The following is a 17,176-nucleotide window of genomic DNA, read 5'->3' on the forward strand; positions in this document are numbered from 1 at the left end:
TGTCCGCGCATGAGCTTTGCCGAACGCCTGACCCGTACGCCCCGTATCCTTGACGCAGAACGTGCGGCCGACGCGCGCGCGCATGTGGGATTAGAAGGCCCCGTCGGTGACCTGATCGCGGGGGCAGGCAGCAACAGCCCCTACCTGTCGTCGCTGATCCAGAAAGAGGCCGCGTGGATCACCACGGCGTTGGATGATCCCGAAACGGCGCTGCAGGCGGAATACGCGCGGCTACGCGATTGGGACCTGTCAGACATCGGCCCCGCGCTGCGTCAGGGCAAACGCCGCGTTGCGCTGCTGACCGCATTGGCCGATCTGGGCGGCGTCTGGCCGCTGGAAGAGGTGACAGGCCACCTGACCGACTTTGCCGATCTGTCGGTGCAACTGGCCCTGCGCGCCGCACTGGCCCCTTTGCTGCGGCGGGGCAAGGTGCCCGGCAAGACTGAAGATGACTTGGACAACGCCGCCGGAATGGTCGTTCTGGCGATGGGCAAGATGGGCGCGCGGGAACTGAACTATTCCTCCGACATCGACCTGATCGTGCTGTTCGATGATGATCAGTTCGACCCGGACGATCTGGGCGAGGCGCGCGCCGCCTTCGTCCGCGCCACCCGCACCATGGCCGGCACACTGAACGACATCACCGATCAGGGATATGTCTTCCGCACCGACCTGCGCCTGCGTCCCGATCCGTCTGTCACCCCCGTCTGCCTGTCGCTGGACGCGGCCGAGCGGTATTATGAAAGCCTTGGCCGCACATGGGAGCGCGCCGCCTATATCAAGGCGCGGCCCTGTGCGGGCGATCTGGCGGCGGGTGACAAGTTCCTGACCAACCTGCGACCCTTCGTCTGGCGCAAGCACCTTGATTACGCGGCCATTCAGGATGCCCACGACATGCGTCAGGCGATCCGCGACCACAAAGGCCACCACGGCGCGATCACCCTGCCGGGGCATGACATGAAACTGGGGCGTGGCGGCATCCGGGAAATCGAATTCTTTGCCCAGTTCCACCAGATCATTGCGGGTGGGCGCGATGCCGATCTGCGGGTGCGCCCGACGGTCCGCGCGCTTGGCCTGCTGACGGAAAAGAAGTGGATCGACAAGGACATCACGGACAAGCTGATCGCCCACTACCGCGTGTTGCGCGACGTCGAACACCGTATCCAGATGGTGAACGACAGCCAGACCCACGCGCTGCCGAACTCCGACGATGGCATCGATCGCATCGCCGCGCTCTGCGGGGAAGAGTGCGACACGTTCCGCAGCAGCCTTAAGGCCCGGTTGGAAGAGGTCCACGCCATCTGCGAAGATTTCTTCGCCCGCGATCAAGAGGCCGACGCGCCAGACACGGACGAGCCGCCCACCGAAATCCCCGAAGAGGTCATCACCCGCTGGCGATCCTATCCCGCGCTGCGATCCGCCCGTGCGCAATCGATCTTTGACCGCCTGCGCCCGCGGATGATGCAGGCCCTGTCCCGCGCGGCCCGCCCGCAAGAGGCGCTGACCGCCCTTGATGGATTCCTTGCCGGTCTGCCCGCAGGTGTGCAGCTGTTTTCCCTGTTCGAGGCCAACCCCCAGCTGATCGACCTGCTGGCCGATATCGCGGGCACGACGCCTGATTTGGCGCTCTATCTGTCGCGCAATGCCTCGGTCTTTGACGCGGTGATCGGGGGCAGTTTCTTTGGCCCGTGGCCGGGGCTGGACCACCTGACCAGCGATCTGACCGGGCTGTTGGAGCAGGACGAGGATTACGAACAACGGCTCGACACCACGCGCCGCTGGCAACGCGAATGGCACTTCCGGGTTGGCGTACACCACCTGCGCGGTCTGATCGGCGCGGAAGAGGCCGCCGCGCAATACTCCGACATCGCCGACGCCACGATCCGCGGCCTCTGGCCCGTGGTGCAGCGCAACTTTGCCCGCCGTCATGGCGATTGTCCGGGCAAGGGTGCGGTGGTGCTGGGCATGGGCAGCCTTGGTGCGCGGCGATTGAACGCGCGATCTGATCTGGACCTGATCGTGATCTATGATCCTGACGGCGTTGAACAATCCGATGGCAAGCGTCCTCTGGCCACGCGGGCCTACTACGCCCGACTGACGCAGGCTTTGGTCACGGCCCTGTCCGCACCGACGGCCGAAGGGCGGCTCTATGAGGTCGACATGCGCCTGCGCCCCTCGGGCAATCAGGGGCCGGTGGCAACCTCATGGGCTGCGTTCCAAGAGTATCAGGAAAAACAGGCCTGGACCTGGGAGCATCTGGCCCTGACCTTGGCCCGCCCGCTCGCGGGATCAGAGGCGTTTCAGACCCGGGTGGAAGACTTCAGAACGCAAGTTCTGTCTGCACCGCGTGACCTGCAGGCCATGCGCCGTGACGTGGCCGACATGCGCGACCGGATTGCGCAGGCCAAGGGCGAGGGCGGCCTGTGGGAAATGAAGATCGGCCGGGGCCGCGTGCAGGACATCGAACTGCTGGCCCAGGCCGGAACGCTGGCCGCAGGCAGCGCCGGATCAAACGTGGCAGACGGGTTGGCCCATGCGGCGGATCAGGGCTGGATCACCGGGGCCGAGGCCGACACCCTGACCGAGGTCTGGGGGCTTTTCTGGCGGCTTAACGCCACCGTCAAACTGCTGACCGACCGCCCGCTGGATCCCGATGTGCTGGGGCGCGGCGGGTGCGAATTGTTGTTGCGCGAACTGGGGTCCGACAGCCTTGATGCCCTGACCAAGCGCCTTACCGATGCGGCCCCCAAAGCCGCCGCAATCATAGACCATGCCCTGACAGCCGGAGCTGACGATGCCCAAGACCCAAGATCCCAATGACCCCAAGGGGTTGATCCGTGAATCCTTCAATATCGAAGGCATTTCAGACGCCGAGTGCCGATCCATCCTGATGGACTGGGCGCTTAGCCTGCCGGACGACCGCCCCCAGAAAGAGGCGCTGGCCGCCCTGCAGGCGCAATACGGAACGGATGCGCCCGATCATCCGATGACGACGCTCTTGATCGAAGGTCAGGCGCGTCTGGCGACCGCTGGCCGCCGCGGGGGCCGCGCCGCCCGCCGCCACTGATCGGCCACTTCCCGCCTGCGACGCTTTGGCCCGCAGGCGGGGCGTGACACATCGGGCTTTCGCGATATGATTGACCTATTGTAGAGGGGTGCGACATGCCCAAACTGATCCGTCTTTACATCAAGAACGTCCTGATAGGCTTTGGAATTGCTGCGATTTTCGTGGCGGCCCTGATCGGCTTTAACGTCGGCAACCTGCGCCACCTGATGCTGTCATCGCCCGCGGGCTACATGGCGATCGTCATGATGTGGTTCGCAAACGGCATCGTCTTTGCAGGGGTGCAATTCGCGCTGGCCGTCATGGCGCTGCGCGAAAAGGACGACACACCGCGCGGCGGAACCCGCGCGCCGGTGACGCGGCTGCAACCGGCCTACGCCAAAGCGCAGGCCAAAAAGCGCTAAGATCACGCGCTAAGCGTTTTGCGTAAAAGCGGCGGGCCCGCACGCAACCGTTTGGGTGACGCATTCCCGAGGACCTGTATCTACAGGTGGGCGCCGGGTAACCAGACCACGGTCCGGACAGAGCCAGCTCCCTCGGATTTGCTTAAGGCCACCGGAATGTACCCGTTCACGAGAAGGGCAGCACCCGCCTGACCCCCAGATAGTTTGTCGGCTGCCTCTCGGCAAGGGGGAGAGGCACTGTCTCGCGCGCAACCGCCGAGGTGGACATCAAGGGCAGCGACCGACCCGGGGTGGCGCAATAGCGCCGCCCAAGGGGGCGGGTCGGCGCTGCCCGGCGTCGCCGCCGGGCGGGGAACATGATCGGCGTGGGACCGGTTTGACTTCGACCACTCGCTAAAGCCCTAGCTCGATCGTTTATCCGCCCCATAAAGCGACTTCGCCAGCTTGCCATACCCCACGGGCTTTGCGGCAAACATTCCGCGATACCCTGCCAGATAGTCGTCCAGAACCTGCAGGCGTTTCGGCACCAAACGGCACATCCTGACACGGCCCTTCTTCTCGGTCGCGATCAGGCCTGCATCTTCCAGCACGCCTATATGACGAGAGAACGAGGGCAGGGAGATCCCATGCCCGTCTGCCAGATCGCCAAGGCTGGCGGGGCCGCTTTGCAACCTGTCCAGCACGTCGCGGCGAATGGGGTCGGACAGGGCTTGGAACACAAGATCGAGTGTTTGGTTTTGCTTAGCCATAATGCTAAGTATCTCAGGGTGTCACTTAGCGCAAATGCTAAGTGTTCAGGTGGTACCGCCGGGGCGTAGATTTAACGCCAACCTCAAGGAAATAAGAGGTTACTCCGTGACGAACCGGTACTCTTCCAACTCGTCCCGCGACAGTACGTAGATCGACTTGGGCGGCGTCGCCAAGCCATGCACCAAGGCCATCGGGTCTACGCCCATCTCGTCCAGATAGCGCATGACCTCGCCCTGACCGCGCTGGATGTCCTGCACCGCCAGAAACGCGGGCAGGAAGGTGTTTTCACCAAAGTAATGCTGGTGCAGCCCCACGCGGCCCCCATCGGCCACCTGCCGGGTCTCTCCGCCCGCGAGCATATAGGGGCAGGCCGACAGGCAGACGTCGGTGGACCGCAGCTCGGTTGTTTTTCCCGCATCCCGCAGCGCACGGCCCACGATCAGTGCGTCCTGCACCGACCCACCGGGGGAATGCAGCACAAAGGTCGTGGCAGTTGAGCTTTCGATCTGCGTCACCAGACGGTCCCCGTCGCCGGGGCCGATCCGACCGGTCAGCAGGGCGCGACCATCGTCCAGTGGTTCGATCACCAGACGTTCTGGCATCGGGCCGTCGATCTGTGTGCCGGGGCCTGCGGGCATTTCAGGGTCGTACCGCCGGGTCTGGTCTCCGGGACGGGTTGGCATGTCGAACCGGGGCGCGGCGGGGCCGGTCGTCGGCAGGCTGAAGTCGCGCCCGATGTCGCCCAGAAACAGCACCGCCCCCAGCACCAGTTGCACGGCCAGTACGCCCGTCAGCATCCGCCGGATCGGGCGCAGCTTTTCCTGATCGCTGATCATGATGCGGACCCTGTGTCAGGCGAATCCGGCGTAGCAGGCGTCGCGGGGGGCGTCGCGGGTGTCGGCGGGGCAGAGGGCGCAGGCATCACCGGCTGCTGCGGGGTCATTTGCAGCAAGGATTGATCCACGTCCCGCGCGGCGTGCAGGGCCGCGCGCAATTCGGCGATGGTCATCGTGTCTTCGATCGGCGCGCCGTCACGCCCATGCCGGATCAGCCCTTGGGTGATGGCCACGATCAACACCAGCACGGCGGGCAACAGGTCGATCGCAATGGCTCCGGCCCAAGACGGGATGAAGTTGCGGGCATACAGGATCACCGCGTCAGCGGCGCTGATGGGGGTGTAAGTGGACTCGGGCGGGGGTGGCATCGCGATCACTTCGGCGGCGGCGCGTTGCAGGGTCTCGGCCCGTTGGCCCAGCACGTCGAGGACCGAGGTGATCGTGGCGGATTGGTCGCTGCGGTTCGATTCCGTCCGCCCGTCCAATTCCGGCAGCACGACCGAGGCCGCCAAATCCTGCGCCGCCCGTTCCACCAAGGGGGCCACCGACAATTGCCGCAACCGCGTGATGATCCCCGCCAACTGCACCGCCTGTTCCGAAAACTCGACTGATCGCGCCTCGACCGGGCCTTGTTCCACGGTCAGCGCCCGCATCCGCGATAGCAGCGCGTTCCCTTCGGCAAAAGCGGCCGAGACCAGCGGCCCTTGGGATGAGATTTGATCTTCAAGTCCCTGCAGTTCGGCGCTTTTCTGGCGCAGAACCCGGAACACGGCGCCGCGACCGGCAAGGCCCGAAAGGGTGCCTGCGGCCTCTTGTTCCGACAGGTCTTCGAAACTTTGGCGCACGCGGGCCACGTCACGCTCCAACCCTTGGGCGGAGATCGCGATCTCATGCGTGCGTTCCAGCGTTTCCTGATAGGATTGTACCGTTTCCGCCAGATGCTGTTCGACCGCAGCCGCCCCGGCCAAGGCCGCAGCGTTCAGCCACGATGACATGGCGATGATGGCGACCGACCCCAGACCCATGGCCCCCAGAAGGCCCATTCTGGATCGCGCCGTCTGCATCGCGGGGAACAGACGCATCATATAAGACCAGAAGACAAAGATGCCCGTGGACACGGCGATGGAATAGGCGATGGCGGCAAAGGCCTTCATCGCGCCGTCCCCGTCCAGCAGCGATGACACGCCGAGATAGGTGTAGATCCCCGACGCCACCGCCAACACGCCAAGCGCGGCCCCGGTGAAACTGTCCAGCCAACCCAGATGGCCCTCAAGCTCGCGCGCCATTTTCGCGCCGCGGTCTGTCCTTGCGCTCATCCTGTCCCCCTTTGGCCAATGATCGGCAATTGGCTGAAAATAGGGTTAGGGCAGGGGTTACGCCAGTCTTGGGCCGCCAGACTTGCATTTGTTCACGAAATGTTCATGATTGCGTTATGAACGACCACAGCCCCGATCTAAGCCAATTCCAACCCGGTCAGTTGATCGCCCGCGGCGTCTGTCGCCTGCTGGCCAGCCATGATTTCTGGTGTCTGGAGGAATTCGTGCCCAAGCGCGGGTTGCGCATGGACGTGATGGCCGTCGGTCCGAAGGGAGAGTTGTGGTGCGTCGAATGCAAATCCTCGCGCGCGGATTACATGGGCGACGCGAAATGGCAGGGGTATCTGGAGTTTTGTGACCGCTTCTTCTGGGCCGTGGGGCCGGACTTCCCGGTCGAGCTGTTGCCAGATGAAACCGGCCTGATCCTGGCCGACGCGTGGGGAGGAGAGATCGTGCGTTATCCGGACGAGACAAAGCTAGCGCCCGCGCGTCGCAAGGCGACGACGTTGAAACTGGCGCGGGATACGGCGCGGCGGCTGCAATGGACCCGCGATCCGGGCACGCCCGGCGGGTTCTGAATAACTTTCAGGCGGGGCTTAGCGGCGCTTCCGGCCCACAGATTCGGCGGCCTTGGCGGCGGCCATGATCTCTTCTGCGATCTCGCGCGCCTCATCCGGATCGAAATCCATCGGAATCTCGGCGCTTCCGGCCTCAATGAACAGGCGCACCATGCCCTGATCGGTCGGACCGATCTGAAGATTTGCTTCGATGTCGCGTTCGGTGTCGATGCCCATGGCTGCCTCGGATCGCTGAAATGGCGGGATGCGATTGGCTATCTCAGCGCAGAATAAACTTCAAGTCAGGGTGCAAAAGTATAGGGCTGTTAACATGTGTTTACAGCTATATGTCTGAAATATATGGAAAATCCAAGGCCGCCTGCTCAATGGTCGCATTCTGTGTTTAGAATTTGTTAACCGTTTGAGCACCATCACGATCAAGAAAATCTTAATCGAATGGAGTGGGACGTGTCGAAAATCAAAGCCTTCTGGTCTGGAACCGCAGGAACGATGAGCAAGGAGATGCTCTTTTTCATGCCAGTGGCGTTAAGCTTCGGGATCGGTGCGCTGGATCACACCCGCGCAGTCATGGACAGCCATGCCGCCCAGATCATCGCCGGTTTCGAATCGGTTCTTCAGCCCTGAGCCTTGGACCGCCAAACGAAATCGCCTGCGATCGAAGTTTATTCAGTTTAATTTCCGCAACTTGGTAAAAATCTAATCACATGCCGCAATCCGGCCTCATTCTCGCCGGACGAGGTGTATACAGCTATATCCCAGAAGGGAAATCTCATGAAGCACATCAGAATCGCCTCTAAAAATTTCCTAAAAAACGAGTCCGGTGTCGTCTCTCTGGAATTTGCGATCTGGGTGCCGCTTGTCTTTGGCATCTTCCTGACCGTTCTGGATTTCGCACATGCGATGACCGTCAACAGCACCATGTGGCATCAGGCCCGGATCGCGGCGAGGGGGCTTTCGATGCACGAAATCTCACCCCAAGATGCGCGTGAACTTATTAACAGCGGGTTGCATTGGACGCGATCCGATTACCAGATCGATATCGTCGAAGACCGCTCAACCGTTCGAGTGTCGATCAAGACGCCGATGAAGACTTCTGGCATCATCGATTTTGCGACCGCGAAGCTGTCTGGCAACTGGGTCGCCGAGGTCGAAATTCTAAGAGAGCCGGTCTGATGCTGGGTCGTCTGTCCGATTTCTATCGCGACACGCGCGGAGCAGCGACATTCCTGATGTTGTACCTGATTGGTATCGTCCTGCTGGTGGGCGGCTTTGCCATGGATTTCGCCAACCGCTACCGGGTCGAGGCCGCGCTGCAATCCGCCGCGGATCTGGCCGCCGTTGCCGCCGCCGTCCGCTTGGGTGAGCCGGAGGGGATGTCGGGGCCGCAGGCGGTCGCCGAACAATCGATCCGGACCAGCCTTGGCAAAACCCATATGATCGACGCCCTGCGCCCCGGAAGTGTCGAAGTCGGGCGGTATGACCCGATCACGGGTATCTTTACGGCCGGCGGAGACACGCCTGATGCGGTGCGTGTGTCACTGGCCCGCTCACCTTCGCAGGGGAACGGAGAGAAGACGCTGCTTCTGGGCATGGTCGGTCTGCGGGAATGGGATTTGCGCGTCTCGTCCATTGCGCGGGCCCGGACGGTTGAAACCCTGCCATGTCCCGACGCCCTGATTTCCGTGCAGGCTAAGGGGCACCTGCTGGGGCGAGACGCCTTTGCAGGCCTGTGTGTTCAGGCCGAGGCCAGCGTGTCCGCAGCCCCCTTGCCCGAATGGTTGATCAACGATGGCGCCGCGCTGATCGGTGAGGTCGTCAAAGCGGCCCTGCCTGGCATTTCGTCGGTGGATTTCGCGTCGGTCCTGTCTGCACGCCGGGCCTTTGCCGATCTGATGTCCACAACCCGGACGATCACCCCGGCAGAGCTGACGGTGGACATCCTTCGCCCTGGGGCCAAGCTGCGGCTGACCTGTCCGTCGGGGGGCGTCGCGCGGCTGCGCGGGCCGTTGCAGATCGAAGACACACTATTGATCAGCGATTGCCCGATCCGCTTCGACAGTGATGTGACCGCCCGCTCCAGCCTGTTCCTGACCAATACCTCGCAATTTTTCCCGCGCCTGAACGAAGCGCGTGTGCCCCATGATACCCGCGTGATGGACAAAGACTCCTGCGCCCCCGGTGCCGGGCCGCGCCTTTACATGTTCGCCAATGCCGAGATCGAGGCCGCCATGCCCGCGCTGGCGCTGGTCAATTCCGGGTTCGAAGCACGGGAGCGCGGAACGGTCCTGAATTCTCTGGCAAAGACGGCGGCACCGCTCGGTCGTCTGGGGGGCGTCTGCCTTGGGGCAGAGGCGCTGATTTCCTCGGATCGGGTATCGCTTCACTAAGCGCGGAAATTTGCGTCAGGTTTTCCCATCGCGGTACTTGCATTCGACGTTTGGGGATTGTAATTGGCCCGAACGTGCCGCCTTAGCTCAGTTGGTTAGAGCGCTGGATTGTGGATCCAGAGGTCCCCTGTTCAAGCCAGGGAGGCGGTACCATTCCCCAAAATCAGTTTGGACGAGGCGCGGTTGTCTGCCGCGGCATGGCCTGTGGCTGCGTTGCGCCGTGAGTATTTCTGGAAAGATGAAGCAAGGGGCCGCGCGCAGGGGCGCAGCGGGGATCACTCTGGCAGCGTCAGTTTGTTTTCCGACACAAGGTTCCCGTCCGTGCCGTAGACTAGCGCCTGACCATCCGTCGTGACGATCATGAACCAGCCGGGGCCGGCCGTGATTGCCTGCACGGTGATATCAGCTGGCAGCGTGATCTGCGGCGGCAGCGAAGGCAGGGGCGTGGGATCGGCGCGGAAACGGATGACAATCAGAACGATCAGGACTAGAAGCCCCAAAATCATCACGCCCGCCAAGGTAGACACCAGCACCCGCAGAAAGCGCAGCTGGGGAATATCCGGGTCTTCTGTAGGAGTATTCGTGTCCACTGACCGTGCCGCCTTTGAAACCTTGTCCGTGCGCATCGGGGCTAACCCGCCCGCACGTCTTGATAAGGCCTTGGCCCGTGATGTGCCAGAGGCGGCGTCGCTGTCACGCACCCGTCTTGCGCGGCTATTGGCCGAGGGGGCGATCACGCGGGGTGGTGAGGTCGTGACAGACCCCAAGGCGCGCGTCGACGAAGGCGATGTCTTTGACATCATGCTGGAGGCCGCGGTCGAGGTCGACACGGTGGCGCAGGACATCCCGCTGGACGTCGTCTTTGAGGACGCGGCGCTCATCGTCATCAACAAGCCCGCGGGCATGGTAGTGCACCCAGCCCCGGGATCGCCTGACGGGACGCTGGTGAATGCGCTGCTGCATCATTGCGGCGACAGCCTGTCCGGTATCGGCGGGGAAAAGCGGCCCGGCATTGTGCACCGGATCGACAAGGACACCAGTGGCCTGTTGGTGGTGGCAAAATCCGACAAGGCGCATCATGCGCTGGCCGCGCAGTTTGAAAAACACACGGCCGAACGCGCCTATCTGGCGGTTTGCCATGGCGTGCCGGATGCGGGGGATCCGCGTCTGCGCGGTGTGAAGGGCGCCAGTTTCGAAGGCGGCGGGGTGCTGAAGCTGACGACTCAGCTGGCGCGACACCGGACGGATCGGCAGCGGCAGGCCGTTACCTTCGACGGCGGGCGTCATGCGGTGACACGGGCGCGGCTGGTCGAAGATTTCGGCGGCGCGGCCCTGATTGAATGTCGGCTGGAAACCGGGCGCACCCATCAGATCCGGGTGCATATGTCCCACTCGGGTCATGCGCTGGTGGGCGATACGATCTATGGCGGACGGCGCAAGGCCAGCAAACTGCTGGGGCCCAAGGCGACCTTTGCCGTGGACGGATTTCCGCGTCAGGCCCTGCATGCCGCCGTGTTGGGCTTTGACCACCCCGAGGATCAGACCCCGATGCGGTTCGAAGCCGATCTGCCCACCGACATGCAGGACCTTCTGACGACCCTACGCAGCGGTGCGTAAGGCACGCGGGCCGCGCAGCAGCCACAGGGCGAAAGACAGCTCTGCAATCACGGCGATGCCATAAGCAGGCTGGAAGGCGGCGTTCAGCTCGGGCGCGACCAATCGGGTCAGCGTGCCGATCAGGTAGACCCCCCCGGCCGAGGCGACCAAACCGCCCAGCATCCGGGCTCCGACGCGCCACAGCAACGTCGCCATCACCAAAGCGTTCAGCCCAAAGAACCAAAGGCCCACATCATAGCCGATGCCATGGCGGGTCATCAGCGCTGATGCATCGGGGGCGTCGATCGCCGAAACCAACAATGGCAGATGCGCCGCGATAATGGCCATCTGCGTCAGACGCAGGGCCAAAGCCGCCAAGGACAGGTTCGGGCCGTGAGGGCGGAATAGGTAGAACAGGATGAAGGCCAGCGCCGCATCCAGTGTCAGCATCACAAGGTCAAGCCCGATTGCCGCACGCCAGTCCGGCAGGGCGGATTGCAGGGCGAGGGTCGGGTCAGTGGCACCAACCACCGGGCCTCGGAAGGCCAGTTCAGCGGTCAATCCGCTGGCGATGATCCCAAGGTAGGCAAGGCCTGCAAGGCGGGGAAGGGTTTGAGGTTTCATGGTGTGATCCAATCTGTGAAATGTCTGGCCCAGACCTAAGCTATGAGTTTGCGCATGGGGATTGCCCGATTTGGCAGGTGTATTATACGGATATGCATAAGTGCGCTCATGCGGGTCGGTTCGTGTTGGCAGAGACCTCTGTGCGCTGATGCGCGTTGCGCCTGTGTCGCGAAAGGCGCAGACTTTTGGCGATCACCCGTTCACACATCGGCGTGAAAACAACGAAATCTTGCGGAAAGAGCGATCTAAATCGCCTCATCCTGCGTTAATAAGTATGTGCTAGCGATCTTGAACACAGTGTCGCGCGTACCTATCTGCCATGTTAAGCCCTTAAACATTGGGGTCTACGGAAAGGACAGAGAATGGGAAATTTTGCTAATCTGCCGGCACCATCGCCGGAAGGCGGGCTAAACCGCTATCTTCAGGAAATCCGCAAGTTCCCCCTGCTGGAACCGGATCAGGAATACATGCTGGCCAAGCGTTGGGTCGAAGATCAGGACACCGATGCGGCGCATCAACTGGTGACCTCGCACCTGCGACTGGCCGCCAAGATCGCTATGGGCTATCGCGGCTATGGCCTGCCCCAGGCTGAGGTGATTTCAGAAGCCAACGTCGGCCTGATGCAGGCTGTCAAACGCTTCGACCCCGAAAAGGGCTTTCGGCTGGCGACCTATGCCATGTGGTGGATCCGCGCCTCGATCCAGGAATACGTCCTGCGGTCGTGGTCGATGGTGAAGCTTGGCACGACATCTGCCCAGAAAAAGCTGTTCTTCAACCTGCGTAAGGCGAAGGCCAAGCTTGGTGCGTTCGAGGACGGCGATCTGCGCCCCGAGAACGTCAAACAGATCGCAACTGATCTTGGCGTGACCGAGGATGAGGTCATCTCGATGAACCGGCGGATGTCGGGGGGCGATGCTTCCTTGAACCGTCAGGTGGGTCAGGATGCCGACAGCACCATGGAATGGCAGGACTGGCTTGAGGATGAAAACGCCGACCAAGCCAACGAATATGCCGAGAAGAACGAATTGGACACGCGTCGCGAACTGTTGGCCGAGGCGATGGAGGTTCTGAACGACCGCGAAAAGGACATCCTGACCCAACGCCGGTTGAGCGAGGAGACGATCACGCTGGAAGACCTGTCCGCCCAGTATGACGTCAGCCGCGAACGTATCCGCCAGATCGAAGTGCGGGCGTTCGAGAAGCTGCAGCAGCGGATGCGGGAACTGGCGTCTGAAAAAGGAATGCTGGTCGAGGCGTAGTGTTTCGGGGATTTGGGGCTTTGCCCCCTTGGCCTTCGGCCAATTCCCCCCAAGCAGAAACCTGAAAGGTTTCGCGTGCGGCGAAAGCAGAAACGCGCCAGCGTTTCGCGCAACCGAGGAATATTTATTTGACCAAAGAAGACAGGAGCGGCGCGCCGGATCAGGCGCGCCGCTTTTCGTTTAGCCGCCCAAGCGCGCGCGCAGGACGCGGACCATGTTGCCGCCCATGACCTTGGCGATCTGGTCGTTGGTAAGACCTTGGTCCAGCAGGGCCGAGGTCAGCGCCGCCAGTTCCGCCGTGTCGAAGGCCGTCTCGACCGAGCCGTCGAAGTCGGAGCCGAGAGAGACGTGATCTTCGCCCAGCAGGGTCACGGCGGCGATGATCATCTCGGCAATGCCAGCGGGGGTGATCTGGCCGCACGACACCTCGTCCCAATAGCCGATGCCGATCGTGCCGCCGGTTTCGGCCACGCGTTTCATCAGATCATCCGACAGGTTGCGCGGCGTTTCGCAAAAGGCGGTGACGCCGGTGTGGCTGACGACCAGGGGGATGTCGGTCATGGCGAGGACTTCTTCGACAACCTGCGGGCTGGAGTGGGCGAGATCGAGGATCAGCGGTCGGCTGGCGACCTGTTCGACCACAGCGCGGCCAAAGTCGGTAAGGCCAGAGTTCGCCTGACCATGCAGCGATCCGCCAAGCGCGTTGTCGAAGAAATGGTGCAACCCGATCAGGCGGTGCCCCGCGTCGATCAGCCCGTCGAGGTTAGCCATGTCGCCTTCGAGCGCGTGGGCGCCTTCGATGCCAAGCAGCGCGCCGATCCGGTCTTCGCCATTGGCGCGGGCGTCGAGCACGGCGTCAAGGTCTGCGGCGGTTTTGATGATCGTTACGCGGCCGTCTTGCGCCGCGAATTCGTGCAGTTTTTCCGCCTGATAGACCGCGCGTTCGTAAAGGCTGGTCCATGTCCGGATCGGCCAGCGTTGCCCGAAGGCCAGCAGGGTGATGTTGTCAAACGCCTCGGCCGAGTTTTCTTCGTAGTTCTGACCGGCGGGGCTTTTGGTCACGGCGGTAAAGACCTGAAGGCCCACGTTGCCTTCGATCAGCCGGGGAAAATCCACCTGACCCCAGCCGCCGCGGGTCGTCAGGTCGCGGTTCCACAACAGCGGATCGGCGTGCCAATCGCCGATGATCAGCTGATCATGCAGGGCCTGTGCGGTGTCGGTGACGGGATAGGGCTCATGTTCGATCACGTTGTTGCGGGCCGCGCCCACAATACCGGGCGCGAACGTCCAGAAGGCAATGACCCCAAGCGCAGCAAGCGCGACCAGCCCAAGGATGATCCGCGCGACCCAAACCAGAAATCTGTACATCTGAAATACCTCCCTTAATGGCACCACATAAACATGGCCCCGCGATAGGGGCCATGTTTGCGTTACGTCATCAAGGGGGGCGTGGGGCGCTTAGTCTTCCATCGCCTCCAGTTCGTCGATCATGCCTTCGATCATCGATAGGCCCTTGTCCCAGAAGCTGGGGTCAGAGGCGTCAAGGCCGAAGGGGGCCAGCAGTTCCTTGTGGTGCTTGGACCCGCCAGCGCGCAGCATGTCGAAGTACTTGTCTTGGAACCCTTCGGGCGCCTCTTGGTAGGCGGCGTAAAGCGCGTTCACCAGCCCGTCGCCGAAGGCATAGGCATAGACGTAGAAGGGCGAGTGGATGAAGTGCGGGATGTAGGACCAGAAGACCTCGTAGCCGTCCATGAAATCGAACGCCGGCCCAAGGGATTCTGCCTGCACCGACATCCACAGCGCGTTGATGTCCTCGGGCGTCAGTTCCCCTTCGCGGCGGGCGGCGTGCAGTTTGCATTCGAAGTCATAGAACGCGATCTGACGGACGACCGTGTTGATCATATCCTCGACCTTGCCCGCCAGCAGGGTCTTGCGTTCGGACTGGGTCTTGGCCTCGTCCAGCAGCTTGCGGAAGGTCAGCATTTCGCCAAATACGGATGCGGTTTCCGCCAACGTCAGCGGGGTAGAGGACAAGAGTTCCCCCTGTTCCGCCGCTAGCACCTGATGCACGCCGTGGCCCAATTCATGCGCCAGCGTCATCACGTCCCGCGGTTTGCCGAGGTAGTTCAGCATGACGTAGGGATGCACATTGGTGACGGTCGGGTGGGCAAAGGCACCGGGCGCTTTGCCCGGCTTCACCCCTGCGTCGATCCAGCCCTTGGTGAAGAAGGGTTCGGCAATATCGGCCATTCGCGTGTCGAACCCCGCATAGGCCGACATGACCATATCCTGCGCGGTGTCCCAGTTGACGGTTTTCGCGGGCTCGATCGGCAGGGGCGCGTTGCGATCCCAGACCTGCATACGGTCCAGACCCAGCCATTTGCGCTTTAGCTCATAATAGCGGTGCGACAGGCGGGGGTAGGCGTTGACCACGGCGTTGCGCAGCGCCTCGACCACCTCGGGTTCCACATGGTTGGACAGGTGGCGACCGGTCTGGGCAGTGGGCATCCCGCGCCAGCGGTCCATGACTTCCTTCTCTTTGGCCTGCGTGTTGTGAACGCGGGCAAAGGTGCGGATGTTGTCGCCCAGAACGGCGGCGATTTCGCGGGCGGCGGCTTCGCGCACGTCGCGGTCGGGGTCGGTCAGAAGGGTGGTTGTGGCTTCCAGCCCCAGCTCGTCCCCGTTGACGCAGAACGTCAGGCCCGCAACGGTTTCGTCAAAGAGCTTTTCCCAGGCATCGCCCACGACGCCCATGTCGTGTAGGAATTTCTCCATCTCGTCCGACAGCTGGTAGGGCTTCATCGTACGGATGCGGTCAAAGATCGGCTTGTAGCGGGCCAATTCGTCGTTGGCGGCCAGCAGCGCGTCCAGATGATCGTCGGGCAGGCGGTTCAGCTCTAGCGTGAAGAAGACCAGCGGCGTGGTGTAGGTGGTGATCTTGTCCTGCATGTCGGACATGAACTTGGCGCGGCCACCATCGGTCGTCTGCTGGTAATAGCGCAGACCAGCGTAAGACATGATCCGACCCGAGATATTGGTCAGCTTTTCGTCGCGCTGGATGCAGGTCAGCATCGCGTCGGCGTCCAGCGTATCCAGCTTGCCTTCGTAATCTTCGGCAAAGGACGCGCATTCGGTCTGCAGAAACTCCAGATCGCGCTGCAGTTCGGGGGCGTCTTCGCCAGTGTAAAGGTCGCTCAGGTCCCAGTCGGGAAGCTTGCCAAGGTCTTTGCCACCCGATTGGGCGTTGGCGTCACGGAGGAGTGTCGGAAGGTGGAAAGGCTGCGCGATCATGGGCTCTCTCTTAATTCGGTTTCGTCAGAGATATGCCCGGGGTCAGGGCAGGGCAACCCCACCGCACGGTGGTCTTGTTTTCGTCTGCTGGGTTTCTCACCCACGACCCCTTACGCTGCGCCGTGCTGATCCATAAAGGGCAGGAGGCGTTTGAAAATCGCCTCGCGCGTGGCGGGCACTTCCATCAGCACTTCGTGCCGCGCGTCGGGCAGCATCATCAGATCACCGCCCGGCCAGCTTTTCATCCGGGTCAGGATGCGGCCCGGATCAACGATGGCTTCGGCCTCTCCCAAAAGGGTCAGGCAGGGGTAGTTCGGGGCAGGGCGCGCGGCCAATTGCTTGGTTTCCGACAGCGCGAGGTTAAGCCAGCGCATGGACGGCCCGCCCAGCTTCAGCCCTTCGTGGGTCGTGACCTGACGGGCCATGTAGTCATAGAAATCCCGGTCCGCCGTCAGTTTGTTTTCGGCAAAATCATTGGCCAGCGGATAGGCCTCGGCGCTCATCCCCGGGGCCATGGCGCTGTCTTTGCCAAGGGCGACGGAAATCGTCGACAGCGATACTGCGATAGGCCGCATGAAGATGTTCAGCCGGATCCCCCACATCGGGGCCGAGAAGATCACCGATTTGACGTCCAGCCCCTCCATCGCGGCGCGCAGCCCGATGCAGCCGCCCATGGAATGGCCCAGCATGTGATAGGGGCGCGGCAGGTTGGCGGCCTTGGCGACCTCCATCACAGCGGCGACGTCTTTCTGATAGTCGGGAAATTCCTTCACATGGCCGATACGCGGATCGTCGATCAGACGGTCCGCAATGCCCTGACCGCGCCAGTCGACCGCCAGAACCGCATAGCCCGCGTCGCACAGAACCTGCGCGTCGCGGCCATATTTTTCGATGTATTCGGTACGGCCGGGAAAGATCAGAAGCGTGCCCTTGGGCGTGCCTTTTGCGGGCCACCAGCCCACGCGGATGCGGACACCGTCGCTGGCCTTGGTCCAGACGGCCTGACCGCCGTCGGGCCCTTCGGCCACGTCTGCAAAGAACGGTGCCTGCTCCATCGCCCGATCCTTCCCG

The 17,176-nt window shown here is 62.5% G+C and carries 18 protein-coding genes and 1 tRNA gene; 10 read left to right on the plus strand and 9 right to left on the minus strand.

Annotation, left to right across the window (positions count from 1 at the left end; genetic code table 11):
- The first annotated feature begins 9 nt into the window (after positions 1–9).
- The 3 genes from ACI3GR_RS06060 (at position 10) to ACI3GR_RS06070 (ending at position 3,468) form a co-directional block, all read left to right on the plus strand.
- Positions 10–2,820, plus strand: coding sequence for a bifunctional [glutamine synthetase] adenylyltransferase/[glutamine synthetase]-adenylyl-L-tyrosine phosphorylase (locus tag ACI3GR_RS06060; protein WP_407493610.1), 2,811 nt, complete (start codon positions 10–12; stop codon positions 2,818–2,820).
- Entirely contained in the window at positions 2,795–3,067 is a 273-nt protein-coding gene (locus tag ACI3GR_RS06065) for a hypothetical protein (RefSeq protein WP_407493183.1), read from the plus strand. The genes ACI3GR_RS06060 and ACI3GR_RS06065 overlap by 26 nt, the downstream gene beginning before the upstream one ends.
- Positions 3,068–3,162: 95 nt before the next feature.
- Entirely contained in the window at positions 3,163–3,468 is a 306-nt protein-coding gene (locus tag ACI3GR_RS06070; RefSeq protein WP_407493184.1) for a hypothetical protein, read from the plus strand.
- A 401-nt stretch (positions 3,469–3,869) separates the two neighbouring features.
- Here the strand turns inward: ACI3GR_RS06070 and ACI3GR_RS06075 are convergent, their stop codons facing one another.
- The 3 genes from ACI3GR_RS06075 to ACI3GR_RS06085 all read right to left on the minus strand — a co-directional run bounded on the left by ACI3GR_RS06075 (position 3,870) and on the right by ACI3GR_RS06085 (position 6,370).
- Positions 3,870–4,217 (minus strand): ArsR/SmtB family transcription factor, encoded by a 348-nt coding sequence (locus ACI3GR_RS06075; protein WP_407493185.1) that lies wholly within the window; start codon positions 4,215–4,217, stop codon positions 3,870–3,872.
- Between the two features lie 99 nt (positions 4,218–4,316).
- Entirely contained in the window at positions 4,317–5,054 is a 738-nt protein-coding gene (locus ACI3GR_RS06080) for a COG3904 family protein (protein WP_407493186.1), read from the minus strand.
- Positions 5,051–6,370: a hypothetical protein gene (locus ACI3GR_RS06085; RefSeq protein ID WP_407493187.1), complete on the minus strand. Its 1,320-nt coding sequence runs from the start codon at positions 6,368–6,370 to the stop codon at positions 5,051–5,053. Before ACI3GR_RS06085 ends, ACI3GR_RS06080 begins: the two co-directional genes overlap by 4 nt.
- 116 nt (positions 6,371–6,486) lie before the next feature.
- Between ACI3GR_RS06085 and ACI3GR_RS06090 the strand changes: the two genes are divergently transcribed.
- Positions 6,487–6,948 carry an MmcB family DNA repair protein gene (locus ACI3GR_RS06090; RefSeq protein WP_407493188.1) on the plus strand — a complete coding sequence of 154 codons (462 nt, stop codon included), beginning with the start codon at positions 6,487–6,489 and terminating at the stop codon, positions 6,946–6,948.
- An 18-nt stretch (positions 6,949–6,966) separates the two neighbouring features.
- Here ACI3GR_RS06090 and ACI3GR_RS06095 read toward each other — a convergent pair whose 3' ends face one another.
- A complete protein-coding gene (locus tag ACI3GR_RS06095; RefSeq protein ID WP_407493189.1) occupies positions 6,967–7,164 on the minus strand; it encodes a DUF6324 family protein in 198 nt (65 codons plus the stop codon).
- A 273-nt stretch (positions 7,165–7,437) separates the two neighbouring features.
- Between ACI3GR_RS06095 and ACI3GR_RS06100 the strand changes: the two genes are divergently transcribed.
- The 4 genes from ACI3GR_RS06100 (at position 7,438) to ACI3GR_RS06115 (ending at position 9,488) form a co-directional block, all read left to right on the plus strand.
- A complete protein-coding gene (locus ACI3GR_RS06100; RefSeq protein ID WP_407493190.1) occupies positions 7,438–7,572 on the plus strand; it encodes a hypothetical protein in 135 nt (44 codons plus the stop codon).
- A gap of 147 nt (positions 7,573–7,719) precedes the next feature.
- Positions 7,720–8,121, plus strand: a complete 402-nt coding sequence (locus ACI3GR_RS06105) for a TadE/TadG family type IV pilus assembly protein (RefSeq protein WP_407493191.1) — start codon at positions 7,720–7,722, stop codon at positions 8,119–8,121.
- Positions 8,121–9,335, plus strand: coding sequence for a pilus assembly protein TadG-related protein (locus tag ACI3GR_RS06110; protein WP_407493192.1), 1,215 nt, complete (start codon positions 8,121–8,123; stop codon positions 9,333–9,335). Before ACI3GR_RS06105 ends, ACI3GR_RS06110 begins: the two co-directional genes overlap by 1 nt.
- 76 nt (positions 9,336–9,411) lie before the next feature.
- Positions 9,412–9,488 (plus strand) — tRNA-His (locus ACI3GR_RS06115).
- Positions 9,489–9,610: 122 nt separating this feature from the next.
- Here ACI3GR_RS06115 and ACI3GR_RS06120 read toward each other — a convergent pair.
- Positions 9,611–9,925 (minus strand): DUF6476 family protein, encoded by a 315-nt coding sequence (locus ACI3GR_RS06120; protein ID WP_407493193.1) that lies wholly within the window; start codon positions 9,923–9,925, stop codon positions 9,611–9,613.
- On the opposite strand from ACI3GR_RS06120, the gene ACI3GR_RS06125 reads away from it, so the two are divergent.
- Positions 9,918–10,952, plus strand: coding sequence for an RluA family pseudouridine synthase (locus tag ACI3GR_RS06125; protein WP_407493194.1), 1,035 nt, complete (start codon positions 9,918–9,920; stop codon positions 10,950–10,952). The genes ACI3GR_RS06120 and ACI3GR_RS06125 overlap by 8 nt on opposite strands.
- Here the strand turns inward: ACI3GR_RS06125 and ACI3GR_RS06130 are convergent.
- Entirely contained in the window at positions 10,935–11,555 is a 621-nt protein-coding gene (locus ACI3GR_RS06130; protein WP_407493195.1) for a DUF4386 domain-containing protein, read from the minus strand. The two genes, ACI3GR_RS06125 and ACI3GR_RS06130, sit on opposite strands and share 18 nt — an antisense overlap.
- Positions 11,556–11,917: 362 nt before the next feature.
- Here ACI3GR_RS06130 and rpoH point away from each other — a divergent pair, with 362 nt between their 5' ends.
- Positions 11,918–12,814 carry an RNA polymerase sigma factor RpoH gene (gene rpoH, locus ACI3GR_RS06135; protein ID WP_407493196.1) on the plus strand — a complete coding sequence of 299 codons (897 nt, stop codon included), beginning with the start codon at positions 11,918–11,920 and terminating at the stop codon, positions 12,812–12,814.
- A 180-nt stretch (positions 12,815–12,994) separates the two neighbouring features.
- Here the strand turns inward: rpoH and ACI3GR_RS06140 are convergent, their stop codons facing one another.
- The 3 genes from ACI3GR_RS06140 to ACI3GR_RS06150 form a co-directional block, all read right to left on the minus strand.
- Entirely contained in the window at positions 12,995–14,182 is a 1,188-nt protein-coding gene (locus ACI3GR_RS06140; RefSeq protein WP_407493197.1) for a dipeptidase, read from the minus strand.
- Between the two features lie 90 nt (positions 14,183–14,272).
- Complete coding sequence (locus ACI3GR_RS06145) at positions 14,273–16,105, minus strand: M3 family oligoendopeptidase (RefSeq protein WP_407493198.1); 1,833 nt, start codon at positions 16,103–16,105, stop codon at positions 14,273–14,275.
- Positions 16,106–16,215: 110 nt separating this feature from the next.
- On the minus strand, positions 16,216–17,160 hold the full coding sequence (locus ACI3GR_RS06150; RefSeq protein ID WP_407493199.1) for an alpha/beta hydrolase: 945 nt from the start codon (positions 17,158–17,160) through the stop codon (positions 16,216–16,218).
- Positions 17,161–17,176: the final 16 nt, after the last annotated feature.

Origin of the sequence: Pseudooceanicola aestuariicola (assembly GCF_045763785.1) — a bacterium.
Lineage (GTDB): Bacteria > Pseudomonadota > Alphaproteobacteria > Rhodobacterales > Rhodobacteraceae > Pseudooceanicola.